The following is a 19,195-nucleotide window of genomic DNA, read 5'->3' on the forward strand; positions in this document are numbered from 1 at the left end:
AGCGAAGTTATCCAAGGCAAATCAAAAGGAAATCCAGCAAATATGCGTACAAAAAATAATGCCAGTCAGCTTAACTGACTGGCATTAGGCCTGCTGGCCCTTGTTTATTCGAGGTTATTAAGGTAGTGCCTTGCCCCTGGCGGCGACATAAAGCGCATACCAGTGTTCACGGCTTAAATTCACTGTTAAAGCTTTCTGGCAAGCGGCGACACGAGCTGGTGAGGTGGTGCCTATCACTGGCTGAATACCTGCCGGGTGTTTCAGCAAAAACGCCAGAACTATAGCTTCAGCGCTGGTTTGATAGTCTGCGGCTAACTGAGCCACCAATGCTGCTGTCGCTTGCTGTGCTGCTGTTTCAGGAGTGCGGCCTCCGCTAAACAATCCTTGCGCCAGACTGCCCCAGGCCTGCAATTGCACTTTGTGTAACTGACAGTATTCGACTGTGCCGTAACTGTAATGATGAGCGGCACCATCCGGCATGCCGGTCAATACATTTTGTTCCAGCCAGTTGAAGTCGTTCAGACTCATTTGCAGCTGATTCGCTACCAAAGGCTCAGGCAATACAGATTGCAGCAACTGCATTTGTGGCCAACCAAAATTGGACACGCCAAAAGCTTTCACTTTACCTTGTTGTTTCAGCTCTGCAAAAGCTTCAGCCACTTCATCAGTCAACATCAATTGATCAGGTCTGTGCAGCAATAAAATATCTATATAGTCAGTTTGCAGTCGTTTTAACGACTGGTGCACTGAATCCAAAATATAACTTTTACTAAAATCATAACGCCCTACTGTGGTTGCGTCGGCAAAGCGAATTGCGCATTTGGTCTGCAGTAGTAATTGGTCACGTAAACCTGAATGCGCTTTTAGATAGTCACCAAACACAGCTTCGGCTTTGCCGCGCGTATAAATATCGGCATGATCAAAAAAGCGAATACCAGCCTCCAGCGCGGCCTCTATCGCGGTGTAAGATAAATCACGCTGCTCTTTACTGGTGGTGGGATGATCCCAACTGCCGCCCAATCCCATACAGCCATAAACTAAGGCATCGGCTTGGGGGAAATAATGCTGAATAGGTAACATCTATGGTCCCTTCTGAAGAGTGAGCTGTAAGTTTACCTGATCTGCCCGCCTTGCCAAGAGCAGGTCCGTTTTCTGCTTTAAAATAAACACCAGCCTTGCCCCTGATGCCTTGAGCCCCTAAACTATCGTCCTTTTCAACTGCCGGGTGTGAAGCTTTGGACCAAACTACATTGTTTCGTTTGAATAAATTTATCAGTGACACAGGTTTTTGTTCGCGTCGTGAAGCCGACAAGCTGATCGAACAAGGTGTGGTGACGGTCAACGGCTTGCCCGGTACTTTAGGCACCAAAGTGACAGAACAGGATCAGGTGCTGGTCCATGGTAAACCATTAAAAGCCAAACCACGGCGGGTGTATCTGGCTTACCATAAAGCAGTGGGCATTACCTGCACCACAGAGCTGGATGTCAAAGGTAATATTATCGACGCTATCGGCTATCCGGAGCGGATTTTCCCTATTGGACGGCTGGATAAAGAATCTGAAGGTTTAATTTTCCTGACCAATGATGGTGATATCGTCAATAAAATTCTGCGCGCTGGTAACGAGCACGAAAAAGAATATGTGGTGACGGTCGACAAGCCTATCACTGAACATTTTCTGCGTAAAATGGCATCAGGCGTGCCTATACTTGAGACTATTACTTTACCTTGCCAGGTGAAACAAATCTCCCGTCAAACCTTTAATATTGTGTTGACTCAGGGCCTGAACCGCCAAATCCGCCGTATGACTGAATTTTTGGGCTTTAATGTGACTAAACTCAAGCGGGTTCGTATTATGAATGTACGCCTGGCGGAGTTAAAAGCCGGACAATACCGCGAACTCACCCAAGCTGAAATGGCAGAGTTAGAAGCTAAGTTATTAAGCTCGAGTAAAACAGAAGAAGCCTCAGCGATGGCGCCAAAAGCCAACATAACCTCAAGACGCAGCGAATGAATAAACAGCTGCGCTGGTTTCTGCTGCTTTGTGGTTATCTGCTGGTGTTGATACTGGCAGCTTCAGCCGCACAGCACTGGAACTATCGGCAACTGACACTCAAAGCGCAGCATCAAAGCGACAATCTCGCCGCTTTCATTCGCTACGAAATAGGCCGCTACGCTGATTTACCGAGCAAATAGCCAGTTCGGACTTATTACAATCCTTGTTACTTGACTTACCGCGCAGTACAGAGCAACTGAATCAATATTTGTTCCAATTGCAGCGTAGCGCTGATGTCGCCGATCTCTATCTGGTAAACCCGTCAGGCATCGTCATAGCCAGCTCCAATGCCAACGGAAAAATTTATTATCTGGGTCGTGATTTTGGTTTCAGGCCTTATGTACAGCAAGCTCTGACCGGTCAGGATGCTCAGTATTATGCGCTGGGCCATACTAGTGAGCGCCGGGGTTACTACTACAGTGTGCCTGTGCGTATTCAGAATAAAATTCTGGCGGTGATGGTAGCTAAGGTCGATCTGGAGCCTATAGAACAACATCAGCAGCAAATTGCCGGTTTAGCCGATAGTCATTTTATGGTCACAGGCCAAAGTGATGAGGTATTTTTATCTGATGTGCCCCAGTGGCGTTTAACCAGCCTGACGGGGCGCTCCTTAACGGCTTCAGAGCAACAACGATATATCACTCAGGCGATAGAACCTCTGCATTATTCGGTGGGCTCCGCCTTGCTGGCGTCTTCTTACCCGTTATGGCATTTACCTGTTGACGATAAAACTCTGAGCTTTTTGCCCTACCAGCGCACCTTAGCTGAATTTGGTTGGACTCTGACTGTACTGGCCTCTCCGACTCCGCATCGTTCAGCCTTGTGGTCAGCCCTGTTACTGGTTACTTTAATCTACAGCTCCGCCTTACTTGCAGTTTGGGTGAGACGCGAGCGGAAAAAACGTCATCTGCAATTGCTGCAGCATAATCAGCAGCTGGAACAAAGAGTGATAGCCCGTACCAAGGATTTAGCGGAAACCAACCGACAGTTGATACGCCAGATTGAACGACGCGAACAAACCGAAACTGAACTGGCCCAAACCGAACAACATCTGGTGCAAACCGCTAAACTTGCGACCATAGGCGCTTTATCTGCGTCGCTGAATCACGAACTGAATCAGCCACTGACAGCCTTGCAAAGTTATGCTCAGACGACTGAAAAGCTTATAGACAAAGGTTATCTGGATGATGCCAAAACTAATATTCAGGCGATGCGCCAGTTAATGCAGCGACTGAGTGTCATAGTGGCTCAGTTTAAAGATTTCAGCCGTAAAAGTTCTGGCAAAAGTCAGTTGGTGCAGGTGAATAAACTCGTGCTGGACGCGCTGGGTATAGTGAAGCACCAATGTCAGCAACAAGGGGTAAAAGTGCGACTGCAACTGCCTGAGCAGTCTCCTTCGGTTCTGGCAGACAGCATTCAGCTGGAGCAAGTGCTGGTGAATATTCTAACCAATGGCGTGCAGGCGATGGCAGGACAAGCAGACGCAGCTTTTCATATTGCAGTCAGAACACAAGCACAGCAGGTCAGTATTCATATCCGTGATCAGGGCCCAGGTATAGAACCTCATCATTTAGAACGTATCTTTGAGGCTTTCTTTAGCACCAAGCAACGAGATGGCCTTGGTTTGGGCCTTTCTATCTCGCAACGTATAGTACAATCCTTTGGTGGTCAGCTTGAGGTGCGTAACACCCCACAAGGTGGAGCTGAGTTTATTATCATGCTTTTAATAGCGACATCGGGGTCTTAAATGGCAAACATAGAGCAGCAGCTTCCAGCTATTATTTTTATTGACGATGAAGCCGATATTCGAAGTGCCGTCAGTCAGCTGTTTAAACTTGAAGATTTGCCTTGTATCACCACAGCCAACCCAGCTGAAGTGTTAAGTCGCATCAATACAACCTTCAACGGTATTGTCATTACCGATATGCATATGCCTGCTTTAAACGGCCTGGAATTGCTACAGAAAATTCATGCCATTGACGCCGAAATACCAGTCGTTATGTTGACAGGTTATGGTGCTGTGTCCCTTGCGGTGAAAGCGATGCAACAAGGCGCCTATGATTTTCTGGAAAAACCCTTTGATAACGATCATCTGGTTGAAGTCAGCCGCCGTGCTTTGGAGAAACGTCATTTAGTACTGGAAAACCGTCAATTAAAAGCAGCGGTTGAACGGGAGCAGCAACCCGGTTTACGGATCTTAGGACAAAGCCCAGCGATGCAGCAGCTGCGACGCACTTTGGATGCGGTGATCAATGCTCCTGCTGATGTGTTGATTTACGGTGAAACTGGCACAGGAAAAGAGCTGGTCGCACGTTACCTGCATGAACAAAGCGACAGACGTCAGCATAATTTCGTCGCTATTAACTGCGGCGCTATTCCGGAGCAGTTGATTGAAAGTGAGCTGTTTGGCGCCGAAGCCGGAGCTTTTACCGGTGCAGACAAAAAACGTATAGGTAAGTTTGAGTTCGCTAATGGCGGCACCTTGCTGCTGGATGAAATAGAAAGTACCCCCCTGTCGTTGCAAGTCAAACTACTGCGAGTGCTGGAAGAGCGCAAAGTCACCCGCTTAGGTTCCAACCAGGCGATTGAGCTGGATATCAGGGTGATAGCAGCCAGTAAAGCGGATCTAAAACAGCTGGCAGGTACAGGAGAATTTCGTAGCGACTTGTATTACCGTTTGTCTTTGGTAGATTTACAGCTGCCCCCCTTACGTCAGCGCAAAGACGATGTATTTTTATTGTTTTCACATTTTGCCCGCATTGCTGCCGCGCGTTTTCATAAAGAATATATCCCACTGCAAACGGCCGAGTTACAGCAACTGGCGCAGCACTCTTGGCCCGGTAATGTTCGGGAATTGCGCAATATGGCCGAGCGTTATGTGTTAATGGGCGCGGATATAGCTTTTAATCAACAGCCACATAAAGCAGAGCATGGCATCACAGGCAGTATGAGTTTGCAACAACGGGTGGAGTACTACGAAAAGATGCTGCTGGAAGAAGCTCTGAACCAGCATAAGGGCGCAATGAAAGCTGTCATGGCAGAGCTGGATTTACCCCGTAAAACCTTGTACGACAAAATGGCAAAATACCAACTGACCCGCCGTGATTTTCTGGATAAAAACGAAGACTAATTATGGTCTTGTGTGGATTTGGTGACAGTACTCATTTTGCTTTGTGTGGAAATCCACACAAGTTTTTACACCCAGCCAGAAAATAACACCTAAATAGCTGTATTTAAACAATATTTTAAAGAACGAAAAGCTGGCTTCCTCTTTGCTATTAACTGTCTGACAGGGAGATTTTCTCCATAATCAGAGAGACAATAACAATGAAAAATAAAGCCATAAAGCTGTTATCCAGCCTTTATATCCAGGTGTTACTCGCCATCAGCATAGGTATCTTTTTAGGTCATTTTTACCCGGAGCTCGGCACCGCCATGCAGCCTCTGGGTACAGCTTTTATCAAGCTGATTAAAATGATTATCGCGCCCATTATCTTTTGTACCGTAGTGGTGGGTATAGCAGGTATGGAGGATATGAAAAAAGTCGGGAAAACAGGGGGTTACGCCCTACTCTATTTTGAAATTGTCTCTACCATCGCTTTAATTATTGGTTTAGTGGTGATTAATGTCGTCAAACCTGGTGTGGGTATGCATATAGACCCGGCCAGTCTGGACCAGCAATCCATCAGTAAGTACACAGCTCCTGATCAGATGCAAAGCACTACAGATTTTTTACTGAACGTGATCCCAAGCAGTGTATTTGATGCCTTTGCCCGCGGCGATATGCTGCAAGTACTGTTCTTCTCTATCTTGTTTGGTTTTGCACTGCAGCGTTTAGGTGGTCGGCAGAATCTGATTTTTGGTTATGTCGAGAAAAGCTCTGAAGTCTTATTCGCCATAGTGCATATGCTGATGAAAGTCGCGCCTATCGGTGCTTTTGGCGCCATGGCCTTTACCATAGGCAAATATGGTATTGCGACTTTATGGTCTTTAGCAGGCCTCATGGCAACGTTCTACATCACCTGTTTAGTCTTTATTTTTGTCGTGCTGGGCGCTATTTGCCGCTATCACGGTTTTTCGATCACCAAGTTCATCCGCTATATCAAAGAAGAGTTGTTGATCGTATTAGGCACATCGTCTTCTGAATCTGTACTACCACGCATGATGGCCAAGCTGGAAAAGCTGGGTGCGACTAAGTCCACTGTAGGTTTGGTGATCCCAACAGGCTATTCCTTTAATCTTGATGGCACTGCCATTTACCTGACGATGGCTGCTGTATTTATTGCCCAGGCGACAGATACGCCTATGGATTTAACTCAGCAACTGACTCTGCTTGCCGTATTATTAGTGACCTCTAAAGGTGCTGCTGGCGTCACTGGCAGTGGTTTTATTGTATTAGCTGCAACCTTGGCTTCTGTAGGCTCAGTGCCTGTGGCTGGTATAGCGTTAATTTTAGGCATCGACAGATTTATGTCTGAAGCGCGGGCTTTGACCAACTTAATAGGCAACGGTGTTGCGACTTTGGTCGTGTCAAAATGGTGTGGCGAGTTGGATACAGCACAACTGGATAAGGAGCTTGCCCAAGGTGCAATACCGCAGCAAACGACTCCAACAGCGACTGCCGCAACAGTGGAGGTGCAACATGGTTAAGTCGTATTTATCCGCCGCCATCTGCACTACGCTGGCCTTTAGCTCAGCAACCCATGCTTTTGAATGGGATTGGTATGGCAAAGTTGAATTACAGGCGCTGGATGTCGACAAAGGCCTGTATCGTTATGCCGATCAGGGCCGCCAGATTGAGGCGCCATTCTCACGCTTAGGTGTAAAAGCCAAACATCAATTGACCGACGGTTTGGCGCTGATTGCGGTGTACGAATGGCAAGTAAACGGTCTGGATGACGCCAACAAAGATCACAGACTAGGTTCCCGTAACACCTACATTGGTGTCGCCGGTAGGTATGGCGAACTGGTGTTTGGTAAAAATGACACCAAGTTTAAGAAATCTGAGGGCAAAATCGATTTATTTAACGAGACAGTGGCCGATATCGCTCAAATTACGCCAGGTCAGGACAGGCTGGAAAATGTGATTGGCTACCAGTCTCCGGTGATTGAGGGGTTTAACTTATCTGCCACTTACCAAACAGGAGCCAGCGACGAGGTTGCTGGTGGTTACGATTGGGTGCTGGGCTATGGCGACCCTGCTTTAAAAAAGTACCCGCTGTATCTGGCCTATGGCCGTACAGACGAGCTGAATAACATCACTGCAGAACGTTTATTAGCTCAGATGCCCTTGTGGCAACTGAATGGATCGACACTTGCCGCAGGCCTGATGTATCAACACAGTGAACATGTGGTGCGCAACATAGCAGGCGATGCCTGGCTGGCTCAGCTGAGTTATCAGCGCGGCGACTGGACTTACAAATGGCAATGGCAAAAGGATGACAGTCAAACCCGCCATGCAGAAAATGCACGCCTGCATAACATCGGATTGGATTATCAATGGCGAAACAATTTGACGGCTTACCTGCTTCTGTCCAAACTCAAGTTCGAAACCGATAAAGATCATGCGGCCGCTTTAGGCCTGAAGTTTTTATTCTGAACATACCGGAGCTGAGCTCCGGTTGCTTTAAGTAAGGATTATCTATGTCACCTGTTACCCGCCGCTTATTTCTACTCTGCGGTCCTTTATTGCTTTTACTGACTATTCTGCTGCCTGCGCCAGCCACAGAAATGAGCCAGGCTGCCTGGATGGTCACAGGCTTAATGGCCTGGATGGTGCTGTGGTGGATCACCGAAATAGTACCTATCCCAGTCACCTCGTTACTGCCGATGATTTTTATTCCTCTGCTGGGTATAGATAAACTCGATGCAGCAACATCCCCTTATGCACATCCACTAATATTTTTGTTTTTCGGCGGTTTTTTCCTGTCTATTGCGATGGAAAAAACCAATTTGCATAAACGTATCGCTTTAAAAGCCTTGTCTTTAGTCGGTACTTCTCCAGGCTTGCAGATAGCAGCTTTAATGGGTGTGACTGCGTTTTTGTCGATGTGGATGTCCAATACAGCCACTGCCGTCATGATGTTGCCCATTGGTTTGTCCATTATCGCCATGGCCAATGCTTCAACTCAGGACCAGTTTGGTAAAGCTGTGTTATTAGGTATTGCCTATAGCGCCAGTATTGGCGGTATAGCAACTCTGATAGGGACACCACCTAATGCGTTATTAGCTGCTTATCTGTCGAAAAGTTATGGTATGCAAATCAGTTTTGCCGATTGGATGATTTTAGGGGTGCCACTGGCGCTGACTATGCTGATCATTTGTTGGCTATGGCTGACAAAGGTACATTTTCGCATGCCCAAAACAGAGGCTAGTCAGAATGATACGCCGGCCCAGTTAAACACTTTGGGTTTGATGTCACGTTCACAAAAACTGGTGCTGATGGTGTTTGCTCTGGCTGCGTTGAGCTGGATCAGTCAGCAATGGTTGGTGAAATGGACTGGATTACCCATCAGCGACACCGTGATTGCACTTTGCGCCGCTGCTTTATTGTTCTTATTGCCGGGTGAAAAAGGCTCTGGCACTGCGTTGCTGGAATGGAAAGACAGTCAAAACGTGCCTTGGGGCGTGTTATTGCTGTTTGGCGGCGGTTTGAGTATGGCCGATCAGATCCAAAAAACCGGTGTGGCTGAACTCTTAGCGCAACAATTACAGTTACTGGACGGAGTGCCACCTGTTTTACTGCTAGTCACTGTCACTAGTCTTATCATCTTCCTGACAGAAGTCACCAGCAATACCGCGACTGCGGCAGCCTTCCTGCCATTATTAGGCCCGGTGGCCGTCGCCATGGAGTTATCGCCGCTGTATTTAGTCGTACCAGCCGCCTTAGCCGCCAGCTTCGCCTTTATGATGCCAGTGGCAACGCCGCCAAACGCTATTGTGTTTGCGTCAGGTAAGTTGCAGATCAAAGATATGGTAAGAGCAGGCCTGGTGCTGAATCTGGTCGGTATAGTGGCGATTAGCTTGTTTAGTCTGTGGTTAGGGCCACAGCTTGTACGTTAGACCGTTCAACAGATTAGCAATAGAAGCGGCTTTGGCCGCTTTTTTTGTGTCACACCTATGGTTCCAAATCACTGAAAATACTTTTAGATATCCTGAAACGAAAAAAGCAGCCTTCAGGCTGCTTTTTCTTAATTTGGAGCGGGCAACGAGGCTCGAACTCGTGACCTCGACCTTGGCAAGGTCGCGCTCTACCAACTGAGCTATGCCCGCTTAGGCATTGTGCAGATAACAATCTGCTTTGGTATCTTATCTTTCCAGCTTGTCTAAACATAAAGCTATTGAGATGGTGCCCGGGGCCGGACTTGAACCGGCACGCCCTTTCGAGCGAGGGATTTTAAATCCCTTGTGTCTACCGATTTCACCACCCGGGCAAACACTTTTCAATTTTGTATTACAGCCAACGACATTCAACCAAGTAACGCATTAAATGGAGGCGGGTCCCGGAGTCGAACCGAGGTGGACGGATTTGCAATCCGCTGCATGGCCATTCTGCCAACCCGCCATCTGGCGTACAACTTGGAGCGGGCAACGAGGCTCGAACTCGTGACCTCGACCTTGGCAAGGTCGCGCTCTACCAACTGAGCTATGCCCGCTTTGTACTGGCCATTCGCCGTAACACGAGACGCATTCTACTGGTTTATGCTTTTACGTCAACCACAAATTTATGCTTTTAAATTCGTTTGCTCAAAAAGTAGCTTCACTGCTGTTTTTGCAAACTTTTTCCGCTTATTTACTCAGCGTTGGCCAGGATGCTTTCAGGTAAACCAACATTGACCAGACGGTCAATATAGTGGCTATATACAGAAGCGCCATACTTAAATCAGTCAGCCAGCCTACGGGTTGCCAAATCAAGCCTATCAATGCCAGCATCTGAGCTGCTGTTTTGTATTTACCCACTTCTGACACGGCCACCTGAGCACGCTGCCCTACTCCAGCCATCCATTCACGCAAGGCGGATATTAAAATCTCGCGGCTGATCATAATAAAAGCCGGAATAGTCACCCACAGCGTTTGCATATCCACAGCAATCAGTACCAATGCTGCGGCAACCATCAGTTTGTCTGCGACCGGGTCTAAAAAAGCACCAAAAGGAGTCATCAGCTGCATCTTGCGAGCTAAATAACCGTCTAACATGTCAGTGATAGCGGCAAACCAAAAAGCAAAAGCAGCAAAAAAACGGGCGTGTTCCAGTTCAGAGTAGAAGCAGAATAAACAAACCGGGATCAAACACAATCGGAACAGAGTCAACAGATTTGGAATATTCCACATAACGCTACTTCTCAAAGTCGGCACAAATTTTTAGTTATTGTGACATGCCTGGTAAATCTTTTCGGCCTGTTGCCTGGAAATTCCCGGTACTGTCGCGAGTTCGTCCACTGAAGCCTGCATTACGCCATGCAAACCTCCGAGGTATTGTAACAAAGCTTGTCGGCGTTTCTCACCTACTCCATCGATATTTTCCAACGGGCTTTTAATAATGGCTTTACCGCGTTTATTGCGATGGCCTGTAATGGCAAAACGGTGCGCCTCGTCGCGGATTTGTTGAATTAAGTGCAAAGCCGGCGATTCAGTGGGCAAAGAAAATCCTGCCGGGTTCTCAGGTAAAATTAAAGTTTCTAAACCAGGTTTACGACTGGTACCTTTAGCGACCCCAACCAATAATGGTTTTTTCGCAAAAGCCCAGTCGCGGAAAAAATTAATGGCCTGAGTCAGTTGTCCCTGGCCACCGTCTATTAAGATTAAATCGGGGATACGGCTTTCATCGGTGAGTTTGCCATAGCGTTTATTCAACGCAAATAACATAGCGGCATAATCATCACCTGGTGTGATACCCTCAACATTAAAACGACGGTATTCGCTTTTGTTCGGCCCCTGGCCATCAAACACCACACAAGATGCAATAGTCGACTGGCCCATGGTGTGACTGATATCAAAACATTCCATTCGTTCTAAAGACTCAAGTTTCAGAGTTTGTCTGAGCTCGCGGTAGCGCACAGCCACCTGCTCTTTCACTGATAATTTAGTCGCAGCAGCAAGCTGAGCATTTTTTTGTGCCAAAGCTAAATATCGGGCTTTTTCACCCCGTTTGGCGTAAACAAAACTCACTTTACGTTGGGCTAATTCACCAATAGCTTGTGCCAGCTGTTCATCTTCGGCCACCTGCTCGCTCAAGACCAGCTCTTTAGGCACCATCTGACCACCAGCGCCACTTAAATAAAATTGTGCCAAAAATGACGGTAAAATTTCTTCTGGCTCAGAACCCGCCGGCACTTTAGGGAAAAAGTTTTTACTGCCAAGCACCTTATGATCCCGAATAAAAAGCACGTGGATACAAGCCACTCCATGTGACCATTCCAGAGCTATCACATCCATCTCTTCGTGATCACCACTGACGTATTGCTGTTCCTGCACTTTGCGTAAGCTAATGATTTGATCGCGAAACTGCGCCGCTTTTTCAAAAGCCATTTCGCTACTGGCTTGTTCCATTTGCTGCACCAGTTGTTCTATTAATTGCTGACTTTTTCCGGATAAAAACAACGAGGTGTTTTTTACCTGAGCCGCATAGTCTTCGTCTGAGATTTTGCCCACACAAGGCGCTGAACAAAGTTTTAGCTGGTACTGCAAACAAGGCCGGGTACGGGCTCGGTAAAAGCCGTCCTCACACTGGCGTATAGGAAATACTTTTTGTAATAGCTTTAAGCTTTCCCACACTGCGCCGGCTCTTGGATAAGGACCAAAATACTGGCCTTCCACTTTACGGGGCCCACGATGTGAGCTGATCCTGGGGTGCTTATGGTTGGTGATCAAAATAAAAGGGTAAGATTTATCGTCCCGCAGTAAAATATTGTATTTCGGCAGGTACTGCTTAATCAGGTTGTTTTCTAAAATCAGCGCTTCGGTTTCACTTTGTGTCACCGTCAGCTCTACGCTATGAATATGGCTGACTAAGGCCCGGGTTTTACTGCCGGAGACATTCTGGCGGAAATAACTGGATAAACGCTTTTTCAGATCTTTAGCTTTACCGACATAAATGACGGTCTCTTTCTGATCCAGCATACGATACACGCCCGGCAAATGAGGCGCTGTTTTCAGGAAGCTTTTGGCATCAAACATCAAATTTAAACATCATAAAGACAATTACAACTTTGCAATATCGATCATGCCATGACGCAAAGCGAGGTGAGTTAACTCTACATCACCGCTGATATCTAATTTTTCAAACATACGATAGCGGTAAGAATTCACTGTTTTGGCGCTCACATTCAGCTGCTCAGCAATATCATTGACCTTCTGTCCCCGTGTGATCATCAACATAATTTGCATTTCACGGTCAGATAATTCCTCAAAAGGATTCTGGTTACTGCTGGTCACCCGACTCATCGCCATCTTTTGTGCGACTTCACCTGAGATATAACGCTCCCCGGCATGTACTTTACGAATGGCACTAATCATCTCAGAGGGAGCCGCATTTTTCGAAATAAAACCCGCGGCCCCTAGTTGCATTACTTTGGTAGGAACAGGCTCCTCGCAGGAGACTGATAAAGCCAGTACTTTGATTTCAGGACAATAATGCAGAATACGTTTGGTGGCTGTCATACCGCCCATACCAGGCATATTCATATCCATCAGCACTACATCCGGTGTCTGAGCCCGGCAAAATTGAATGGCAGCTTCACCGGAAATCGCTTCACCTATGACCTTGATGCCACGTTCGTCCATTAGTATACGACTGATACCGGTTCGAACCAGCTCGTGATCATCCACTAATAACACATTTATCAATTTGCTCTCTCCAGGGCCAAGGTTAACGTCTCTAGTCTAGCTGCATTCTGTCTGAGCATAAAGCAGAGTCGGGACAAAGCTCAAGCCCTTCAATGCAGAAAGCGATAAGTAACATAAAATTAGTGGAGAAAAAATGAAAAAACGTTATGAACCAATGAGATAGCGAATTGAAGGCATAAAAAAACCACCTGTATGGTGGTTTTAATGGCGGAGGGGGAGAGATTCGAACTCTCGGAAGGCTATTAACCTTCGCCGGTTTTCAAGACCGGTGCATTAAACCGCTCTGCCACCCCTCCGCGTTGGACGTCATATTAGGGGGCCCGCCTTTTTTTGTAAAGTGCTTTTCTATCGCTTTTCATTCGTTTGCTCAGCATTTGTGCAAAGTGGTCACTTTTTACTAATTTTCTCCGGGATTTATGACGGTTAAGGCCTAAATAACTGCATCAACACAGATTAAACCGAACAAAACCTGACAGCCCTGCTAGTGTTGATTACAATAGGGCGACAACAGATCAGGACCTTCTCTGTCATGAACAAAAAACGAATTTATGTCGCCTACACAGGCGGAACCATAGGAATGCAACAATCGAGTAATGGTTTTGTGCCTGTTCCGGGCTTTTTATCCGAGACAGTCAAAAGCATGCCAGAGTTTTACCGGTCAGAAATGCCGGAATTTGACATCCACGAATACCACCCTGTGATTGACTCCTCTGACATGACACCAGCGCACTGGCTGGAAATTGCCACTGATATTCAAAGTCATTACGCCGATTACGATGGTTTTGTTGTGCTACACGGCACTGATACCATGGCGTATACGGCTTCGGCTTTGTCTTTTATGCTGGAAGATTTGGCCAAACCCGTTATTGTCACTGGTTCACAAATTCCATTGGCGCAATTACGTTCTGACGGTCAGGTGAATTTACTGAATGCTTTGTATTTAGCAGCCTATTATCCTATCGCCGAAGTAGCGTTGTTTTTTAACAATAAATTATTCAGAGGAAACCGCGCCACCAAAGCGGATGCTGATGGTTTTGATGCTTTTGCATCTCCGAACTTTTCACCGCTGATTGAAGCCGGTATTCATATCAATTTAATAGCGGGTCATTTGGCGTCGACTGCAGTGACCAGAGCTTTAAAAGTTGCTCAAATCACACCTCAGCCTATCAGCGTGGTGACTTTATATCCTGGTATTAGTGCGGATGTGATCAGAAATATGGCGGCGGCTCCGATCAAAGCCTTAATTATAAAATCCTACGGTGTAGGTAATGCACCGCAGCAAGCTGAATTACTTGAAGCTCTGACAGAAGCGTCAAAGCGCGGTACTATCATTGTCAACTGCACTCAGTGTTTTAAAGGCAAAGTAAATATGGGTGGCTATGCGACAGGCAATGCCCTGCGAGCTTGTGGTGTGATCAGTGGGTACGACATGACGCTCGAAGCCACATTGACTAAACTGCATTATTTACTGAGCCAACCTTTAAGCACTGAGCAAGTCCGGCTTTTTATGCAACAAAGTTTGCGTGGCGAATTGACGCTGTAAATTAGCGTAGTTCTGATGTAAAAAAGCCAGCTTGCGCTGGCTTTTTCGTATGCAATATTTGCTTTACGCAAACACAACTTTTAGACGTTGTAATAAGCTCTGCTCTTCTGCTTTCACTGCGCCAAAACTTAACCAACGTGTTAATAACGCATCCACTGTCAGGCTGGAGCCCGAATTGTGTTTATCTGACAACAATTGCAGTTGCACCTGAGCTTTGTCTGAAGCAAGGCAGTCTTTCCCACTAATAAGTTCTATAGCGGTCGTAAGCTGAGCACGGGTCAGTTGCTCTTCATTACCTTTGGCAAAGTATTCACGAAAACGCGCTGGAATAGCTTCAGCTGTTATATCAGCTTGTTCAAGTACCGCAAACAATTGCTGATAACCGGCATTAAAAGCAGTCTGTTCTAAGATTTCCAGCTTCTGTTGGACTTCCGCTAACAACTGCTGCTTTTGCTGCAACAAAGCAGATTTGGCTGGCAGGTCCAGCGCTTTTAATGCGCCTTGAGCCGCATGCAGTTCAGCCGCTGTAGCTGCTTGTGTGCACTGTGTTGCAACTTCAGCGAATTGAGTTTCCGCTTGCTGTTGCTGCTCCGCCCATTGCTGATCTTGCTGCTGCTTTGCAGCTGTTTTATTAGCGAAAATCTGATCACAGACGACACGGAATGCTGACCAGAGTTGTTGATCCGTTTTTCCGGCAAAACCAATCTGTTTCCAGTCTTGCTGCAGCTTTTTCGCGCCAGCCACTGCTTCATCAACGGATAAATTCAGCAACTGTTGTGCTTTCTGAATCAGCTGTTGTTTTTCCGTTAAATTCTGTTCATGTTGACCACGAACGCGACCTTTCAACTGATCAACCAGAGTTTTAAACCGGGCTGAAAGTTCTTTATAAAGACCCGACTCTGTAGGCCCACTTTCCCGCCAGCTCTTTTGTAATTTGGTTAACTGACTATCAAAGCTCTTGTCCAGAGGTTGCTCTAATAACGCAATTAAATCCGCCAGAATTTGCTGTTTTATTAACGCATTTTGTTTACGCTGCTCATCCTGCGCGGCGAAATAGTCGCGGCACGGTGCAAAAGCCTGCTCACAAGCAAGATTAAAGGCCTGATTCAAATCTGCCTCTAACGCTTGATCGGCACGACCTAAGGTCTGCCAGGTTGCGCGAGCTAACTTTACTTGTTCAGCACGCTCTGGCGCAGCGACATCAGTGGCTACAGCCAAAGCTTGCATTTGTGCAACCAGTTCCTGTTTGCGAGGTGTCGCAATATAGTTTTGTAATTCATTGAGCTGCTGTAATTGCTGTTCAGCAGCCTGATAATCTTTTGCCAGTTGTTGTTGCTGAGCCACACTAAGCTCGGCGTAACTTTGTTGAATGCCTTTGAACAAGCCAAACAACACTTTGTAACGCCCTGCTTCATATAAACGCCGGAATTCAGCGAGCTTAGAGCGCACCGATTTAAGATTTTTTTCAGTCTGGGCTGCAAACTCACTCATCAGTGGCTGCCACTGTGCATTGAGTTGGTGCTGAGCTTGCACCAAGCTCTCTGGCAACATAGCGCCCAACGCCTTGCGACCTTTACTCCATTCTTGCTGCCACTGCTGATACTTGGCTTCGATATATTGAAACTGCACTGCATCCGCAGGAACAACAGCAGACGACCAATCCGCTAACAAGCGGGTTAATTTAAATAACTGTTCGGCCTGAGCTGGTAATTGCTGTAATTGACGTTCAAAGGTAGCCAGCGCTTTTTGCAGACCTGATTTTATCCCTACTGCTAATTCACTCTGTGAGATCTGTTGCAGCAAAGTCGCCGCTTCTGCAGCTAACGGATCCGTCTCATCTAAGCGGCCTTCAGACATCAGCTGAGATAACTGCTGCTGCATCGCCTGAAGTTGGTTTTCAAACTGCTGTTGCTGCTGTTGTAATGCGACAATTTTTTGCTGTTGAGCCAACTGTTGTTGCTGTTCTTTGCGCAGCGGAGCCCAGGCGTTTTCCGTTAAGACTTTTATCTTTTCGTATTTTTGCGTCAGTTCAACCGCATCGTCCAGCAACGCCAGATCAGACTGCACAGCATCCCACTCTTGTTGGTACTGCTGCCATTTTTGCTGCATCTGAGTTAAATCGCCACGTTCACGCACTGCATTGAATTTAGCTAACAACAAGTTGACCACTTTACGAAGCTGGACAGGTTTGTCTTTGGCTTCTTGCTGTTGTTGCAGTTGCAGTTTTAACTCGCTGGCTAAAGGCTCAGCCAGTTGTTTGCTTAATTTTTCTAACTGTTTTGGCTCGGTGATTAAAGTAAGCAACTGACGTTTTTGCTCCAGACTCAACAGGTCTTGCTGCAAATTGGTCAGGATCAGATCTGTTTTCTTCAGCCGCATAATCAGCGAAAAACGGATATCTGCATCTGCTTCCGTTAAGGCTAATTTCTCTAAAATACTGCTTCTGTGGCACTCTTCAATAAACTGACGTTTTAAATGCACCGAAATACGATTGTCCAGTATCATCTGTACCAGTTGAGTTTCGGCATACTGCTTTAAACGTTCAGCACTGTCCTGTTTACTGGCTTGCCACCATAACGAAAATTCATTTAATTTTTCTAATGCAGCACGACGTACCGCTTCATGGCCGTCATTAAAGGCAAGTTCATGCAAGATTTCTTTATGCTGAGCATCCACACTTAACCCGGCAATTGCCTGTTGCCGCACTGCAGCGTCTTTATGTTGCCATTTAGGCGCGAACCAACGTTTAAAGATCATCATGCGCAAACCTTGCTATCGAAGAATCCTGAGGGAATTGTTTTTTCATTTCGGCTTTGGATTTAATCACCATTTCTCCATCCGCCCCTATGGTGTAGGGTTCAGTGGATTTGAGTACGTAAGCCTGATAAGCCATCACCAGTTGCAGAGTATGCGATTTTTGACTGTCTGACAGCACTACACCATCAGCCCAACGTCCTGTGGCTACTGTATCTAGCAGGGATTGGTAGGTTTCTGGCGACATCGCCAGAACAAGAGCTTTGAAATCCATATTAATTTTTTCGCTTCAGATAGATCAGACGAGCACGGGCATAAATATACCAAAGAAAGCCTAAAGCTATCATGCCTTTGGAGACAACAGCTTCATAACCATCCGGCTCTAAGGCCCAAAAATACAGGAAACAGAAACCAGCTAAAAACAAAATGAGTGCGAGCATCGATTGATTCAAAGCGCCTTGCATTTTTTTATCTCTGGCTTCGATGGCTAAATGTTGTTTTCTTTCTGCTGACATGCCTGTCATATCTAACTGACAATGCTGGCAATTCTGACTTTTATCCGAAATTTTTTTCGCGCAACGTGGGCAGGAAATAATTGCCATAGTAAAACCCTCTAAAAGTTATGGCGCACTATAAAGCAAAAGAACTAGTTTGCAAGCCAGCCCAAGCCGGCTTGCGTCATAGCAGATACGTAGTCATTAACGCAGTTGATCAACCACAGCAAGCACAGCAACTAAGCTATCCTGTCCCAGCTTCATCGAACGTACATCAGACCAGCCGTAGTCTAAATCCGGTAAGTTCGCATTGTCTTTAAATGGCATTTCAAGAGTGTATGACAGACATTTAAACTGTTCTGCTACCCAGGTCGAGGCGATCGTCAGATTGGCCTTACCCGGCTCATCCAGTTCATAGCCAAATTCAGTTTGGAACTCAGGTGTTACTAATAAAAGCGCATTTTTAAACGCAGTTTCCAGTTGTTGCATTTTGGCATTGTAAGAAGGCACACCTTCAGAGCCTGCAACAAAGTTATACGGCAGGTTTTCATCGCCATGCACATCCAGCAGCATATCTACACCGATTTCCAGCATCTGCTGGCGGACTAAATACACTTCTGGGCTTTTTTCCATACTGGGTGTTTGCCATTCGCGGTTTAAATTCACCCCAGCAGCGTTGGTCCGTAAATGACCTCGCACGCTACCGTCCGGGTTCATATTTGGCACTATGTAGAACACCGCTTTGTCCAATAAGGTACGAGACACGGCGTCATCTTCATCCAAAAGTCGGTCTAATAAACCTTCAACAAACCACTCGGCCATAGACTCCCCCGGGTGTTGACGGGCGGTGATCCAGATTTTTTTCTTACCATCAGCAGGCTCACCCACCACCAGCATACTCATATCACGGCCGTCCAGGGTTTCACCCAGCTCAACAATTTGCGCCATACCAGAGCTTTGTGCCGAGTGTAATAAATCCATATGACGTTCATAGCTGTAGGGTGCGAAATATGCGAAGTAAACAGATTCAGCTTCAGGGTAATGGGTGATGACTAATTCATCATTTACTAACTGTGTCTCAACTCTGAACCAGGTTTCTCTGTCGTAAGAGGCAACAGCCTGATAGCCTTTCCAGCCATCCGGGTAAGCCGAATCTTTGACGTTTACAATACGGATAGTATGAGGTTCAGGGCTTTGAGAATGTAAACGGAAGTGGAACCATTGATAAAAGTCTGAGTTGTGGTCTTTACGGATAGCCAGCTGAATATCGGTTGGATGTTCGGCTTTGATCACGTCAATATTACCGCTGTCAAAGTTACAGGTAATTTTCATAACATATCCACTTGGTTAGGTAACAGATGCTGCCTTGGGGCAGTCTTAACGGACCGGCATCATAACACTATCCCCTTCGCACTTGAAGCCACAGCTTTATTGACTGTTGACTGCAGACTGCCTTTCTCCTTTTTTTGTCGGGCGCTGCTAAACCTGCCCTTCATGGTCCCTGG

16 protein-coding genes and 5 tRNA genes are annotated in these 19,195 nt (G+C 46.5%); 8 read left to right on the forward strand and 13 right to left on the reverse strand.

Annotated features, from left to right (window positions below; all coding sequences use genetic code 11):
- Positions 1-117: 117 nt before the first annotated feature.
- On the reverse strand, positions 118-1,080 hold the full coding sequence (locus tag WH43_RS16580; protein ID WP_053425701.1) for an aldo/keto reductase: 963 nt from the start codon (positions 1,078-1,080) through the stop codon (positions 118-120).
- A gap of 155 nt (positions 1,081-1,235) precedes the next feature.
- On the opposite strand from WH43_RS16580, the gene WH43_RS16585 reads away from it, so the two are divergent.
- The 7 genes from WH43_RS16585 (at position 1,236) to WH43_RS16615 (ending at position 9,116) form a co-directional block, all read left to right on the forward strand.
- Positions 1,236-2,012, forward strand: a complete 777-nt coding sequence (locus WH43_RS16585; RefSeq protein WP_053425702.1) for a pseudouridine synthase — start codon at positions 1,236-1,238, stop codon at positions 2,010-2,012.
- Positions 2,009-2,194: a hypothetical protein gene (locus WH43_RS16590; RefSeq protein ID WP_053425703.1), complete on the forward strand. Its 186-nt coding sequence runs from the start codon at positions 2,009-2,011 to the stop codon at positions 2,192-2,194. The genes WH43_RS16585 and WH43_RS16590 overlap by 4 nt, the downstream gene beginning before the upstream one ends.
- Positions 2,195-2,217: 23 nt before the next feature.
- Positions 2,218-3,801: a sensor histidine kinase gene (locus tag WH43_RS16595; protein ID WP_053425704.1), complete on the forward strand. Its 1,584-nt coding sequence runs from the start codon at positions 2,218-2,220 to the stop codon at positions 3,799-3,801.
- Positions 3,802-5,184 carry a sigma-54-dependent transcriptional regulator gene (locus tag WH43_RS16600; protein ID WP_053425705.1) on the forward strand — a complete coding sequence of 461 codons (1,383 nt, stop codon included), beginning with the start codon at positions 3,802-3,804 and terminating at the stop codon, positions 5,182-5,184.
- 197 nt (positions 5,185-5,381) lie between these two features.
- The gene (locus tag WH43_RS16605) at positions 5,382-6,704 is read left to right on the forward strand and encodes a dicarboxylate/amino acid:cation symporter (RefSeq protein ID WP_053425706.1); all 1,323 of its coding nucleotides are present in this window, start codon (positions 5,382-5,384) and stop codon (positions 6,702-6,704) included.
- A complete protein-coding gene (locus WH43_RS16610; RefSeq protein ID WP_053425707.1) occupies positions 6,697-7,653 on the forward strand; it encodes a porin in 957 nt (318 codons plus the stop codon). Before WH43_RS16605 ends, WH43_RS16610 begins: the two co-directional genes overlap by 8 nt.
- A 44-nt stretch (positions 7,654-7,697) precedes the next feature.
- Positions 7,698-9,116, forward strand: a complete 1,419-nt coding sequence (locus tag WH43_RS16615; protein ID WP_053425708.1) for an SLC13 family permease — start codon at positions 7,698-7,700, stop codon at positions 9,114-9,116.
- A 134-nt stretch (positions 9,117-9,250) separates the two neighbouring features.
- On the opposite strand, the gene WH43_RS16620 is transcribed toward WH43_RS16615, so the two are convergent.
- The 8 genes from WH43_RS16620 to WH43_RS16655 form a co-directional block, all read right to left on the reverse strand.
- Positions 9,251-9,326: transfer RNA gene (locus WH43_RS16620), tRNA-Gly, on the reverse strand.
- 74 nt (positions 9,327-9,400) lie between these two features.
- Positions 9,401-9,487 (reverse strand) — tRNA-Leu (locus WH43_RS16625).
- Positions 9,488-9,544: 57 nt separating this feature from the next.
- A tRNA-Cys gene (locus WH43_RS16630) sits at positions 9,545-9,618 on the reverse strand.
- A 15-nt stretch (positions 9,619-9,633) separates the two neighbouring features.
- Positions 9,634-9,709, reverse strand: a tRNA-Gly gene (locus tag WH43_RS16635).
- A gap of 133 nt (positions 9,710-9,842) precedes the next feature.
- On the reverse strand, positions 9,843-10,385 hold the full coding sequence (gene pgsA / locus WH43_RS16640) for a CDP-diacylglycerol--glycerol-3-phosphate 3-phosphatidyltransferase (RefSeq protein WP_053425709.1): 543 nt from the start codon (positions 10,383-10,385) through the stop codon (positions 9,843-9,845).
- Between the two features lie 30 nt (positions 10,386-10,415).
- Complete coding sequence (gene uvrC / locus WH43_RS16645) at positions 10,416-12,230, reverse strand: excinuclease ABC subunit UvrC (RefSeq protein ID WP_053425710.1); 1,815 nt, start codon at positions 12,228-12,230, stop codon at positions 10,416-10,418.
- A 24-nt stretch (positions 12,231-12,254) separates the two neighbouring features.
- Positions 12,255-12,890: a UvrY/SirA/GacA family response regulator transcription factor gene (gene uvrY, locus WH43_RS16650; protein ID WP_286049908.1), complete on the reverse strand. Its 636-nt coding sequence runs from the start codon at positions 12,888-12,890 to the stop codon at positions 12,255-12,257.
- A gap of 214 nt (positions 12,891-13,104) precedes the next feature.
- Positions 13,105-13,195: transfer RNA gene (locus WH43_RS16655), tRNA-Ser, on the reverse strand.
- A gap of 233 nt (positions 13,196-13,428) precedes the next feature.
- Here WH43_RS16655 and ansA point away from each other — a divergent pair.
- A complete protein-coding gene (gene ansA / locus WH43_RS16660) occupies positions 13,429-14,442 on the forward strand; it encodes an asparaginase (RefSeq protein ID WP_053425712.1) in 1,014 nt (337 codons plus the stop codon).
- Between the two features lie 63 nt (positions 14,443-14,505).
- Here the strand turns inward: ansA and WH43_RS16665 are convergent, their stop codons facing one another.
- The 4 genes from WH43_RS16665 to WH43_RS16680 form a co-directional block, all read right to left on the reverse strand.
- Complete coding sequence (locus WH43_RS16665) at positions 14,506-17,202, reverse strand: DUF349 domain-containing protein (RefSeq protein WP_082335837.1); 2,697 nt, start codon at positions 17,200-17,202, stop codon at positions 14,506-14,508.
- Complete coding sequence (locus WH43_RS16670) at positions 17,189-17,470, reverse strand: YeaC family protein (protein ID WP_053425714.1); 282 nt, start codon at positions 17,468-17,470, stop codon at positions 17,189-17,191. The genes WH43_RS16665 and WH43_RS16670 overlap by 14 nt, the downstream gene beginning before the upstream one ends.
- A gap of 1 nt (position 17,471) precedes the next feature.
- Entirely contained in the window at positions 17,472-17,798 is a 327-nt protein-coding gene (locus WH43_RS16675) for a hypothetical protein (protein ID WP_053425715.1), read from the reverse strand.
- A 96-nt stretch (positions 17,799-17,894) separates the two neighbouring features.
- A complete protein-coding gene (locus WH43_RS16680) occupies positions 17,895-19,022 on the reverse strand; it encodes a M14 family metallopeptidase (RefSeq protein ID WP_053425716.1) in 1,128 nt (375 codons plus the stop codon).
- Positions 19,023-19,195 lie beyond the last annotated feature (173 nt).

The organism is Rheinheimera sp. KL1, from assembly GCF_001275035.1.
Classification (GTDB): Bacteria; Pseudomonadota; Gammaproteobacteria; order Enterobacterales; family Alteromonadaceae; genus Pararheinheimera; species Pararheinheimera tangshanensis.

Excerpts from the sequence above, each read along its gene's own strand:
- WH43_RS16580 (WP_053425701.1), bottom strand. The coding sequence starts at position 1,080 with ATGTTACCTATTCAGCATTATTTCCCCCAAGCCGATGCCTTAGTTTAT.
- WH43_RS16590 (WP_053425703.1), top strand. The coding sequence starts at position 2,009 with ATGAATAAACAGCTGCGCTGGTTTCTGCTGCTTTGTGGTTATCTGCTG.
- WH43_RS16600 (WP_053425705.1), top strand. The coding sequence starts at position 3,802 with ATGGCAAACATAGAGCAGCAGCTTCCAGCTATTATTTTTATTGACGAT.
- WH43_RS16605 (WP_053425706.1), top strand. The coding sequence starts at position 5,382 with ATGAAAAATAAAGCCATAAAGCTGTTATCCAGCCTTTATATCCAGGTG.
- WH43_RS16610 (WP_053425707.1), top strand. The coding sequence starts at position 6,697 with ATGGTTAAGTCGTATTTATCCGCCGCCATCTGCACTACGCTGGCCTTT.
- WH43_RS16615 (WP_053425708.1), top strand. The coding sequence starts at position 7,698 with ATGTCACCTGTTACCCGCCGCTTATTTCTACTCTGCGGTCCTTTATTG.
- pgsA (WP_053425709.1), bottom strand. The coding sequence starts at position 10,385 with ATGTGGAATATTCCAAATCTGTTGACTCTGTTCCGATTGTGTTTGATC.
- uvrC (WP_053425710.1), bottom strand. The coding sequence starts at position 12,230 with ATGTTTGATGCCAAAAGCTTCCTGAAAACAGCGCCTCATTTGCCGGGC.
- ansA (WP_053425712.1), top strand. The coding sequence starts at position 13,429 with ATGAACAAAAAACGAATTTATGTCGCCTACACAGGCGGAACCATAGGA.
- WH43_RS16665 (WP_082335837.1), bottom strand. The coding sequence starts at position 17,202 with ATGATGATCTTTAAACGTTGGTTCGCGCCTAAATGGCAACATAAAGAC.
- WH43_RS16670 (WP_053425714.1), bottom strand. The coding sequence starts at position 17,470 with ATGGATTTCAAAGCTCTTGTTCTGGCGATGTCGCCAGAAACCTACCAA.
- WH43_RS16675 (WP_053425715.1), bottom strand. The coding sequence starts at position 17,798 with ATGGCAATTATTTCCTGCCCACGTTGCGCGAAAAAAATTTCGGATAAA.
- WH43_RS16680 (WP_053425716.1), bottom strand. The coding sequence starts at position 19,022 with ATGAAAATTACCTGTAACTTTGACAGCGGTAATATTGACGTGATCAAA.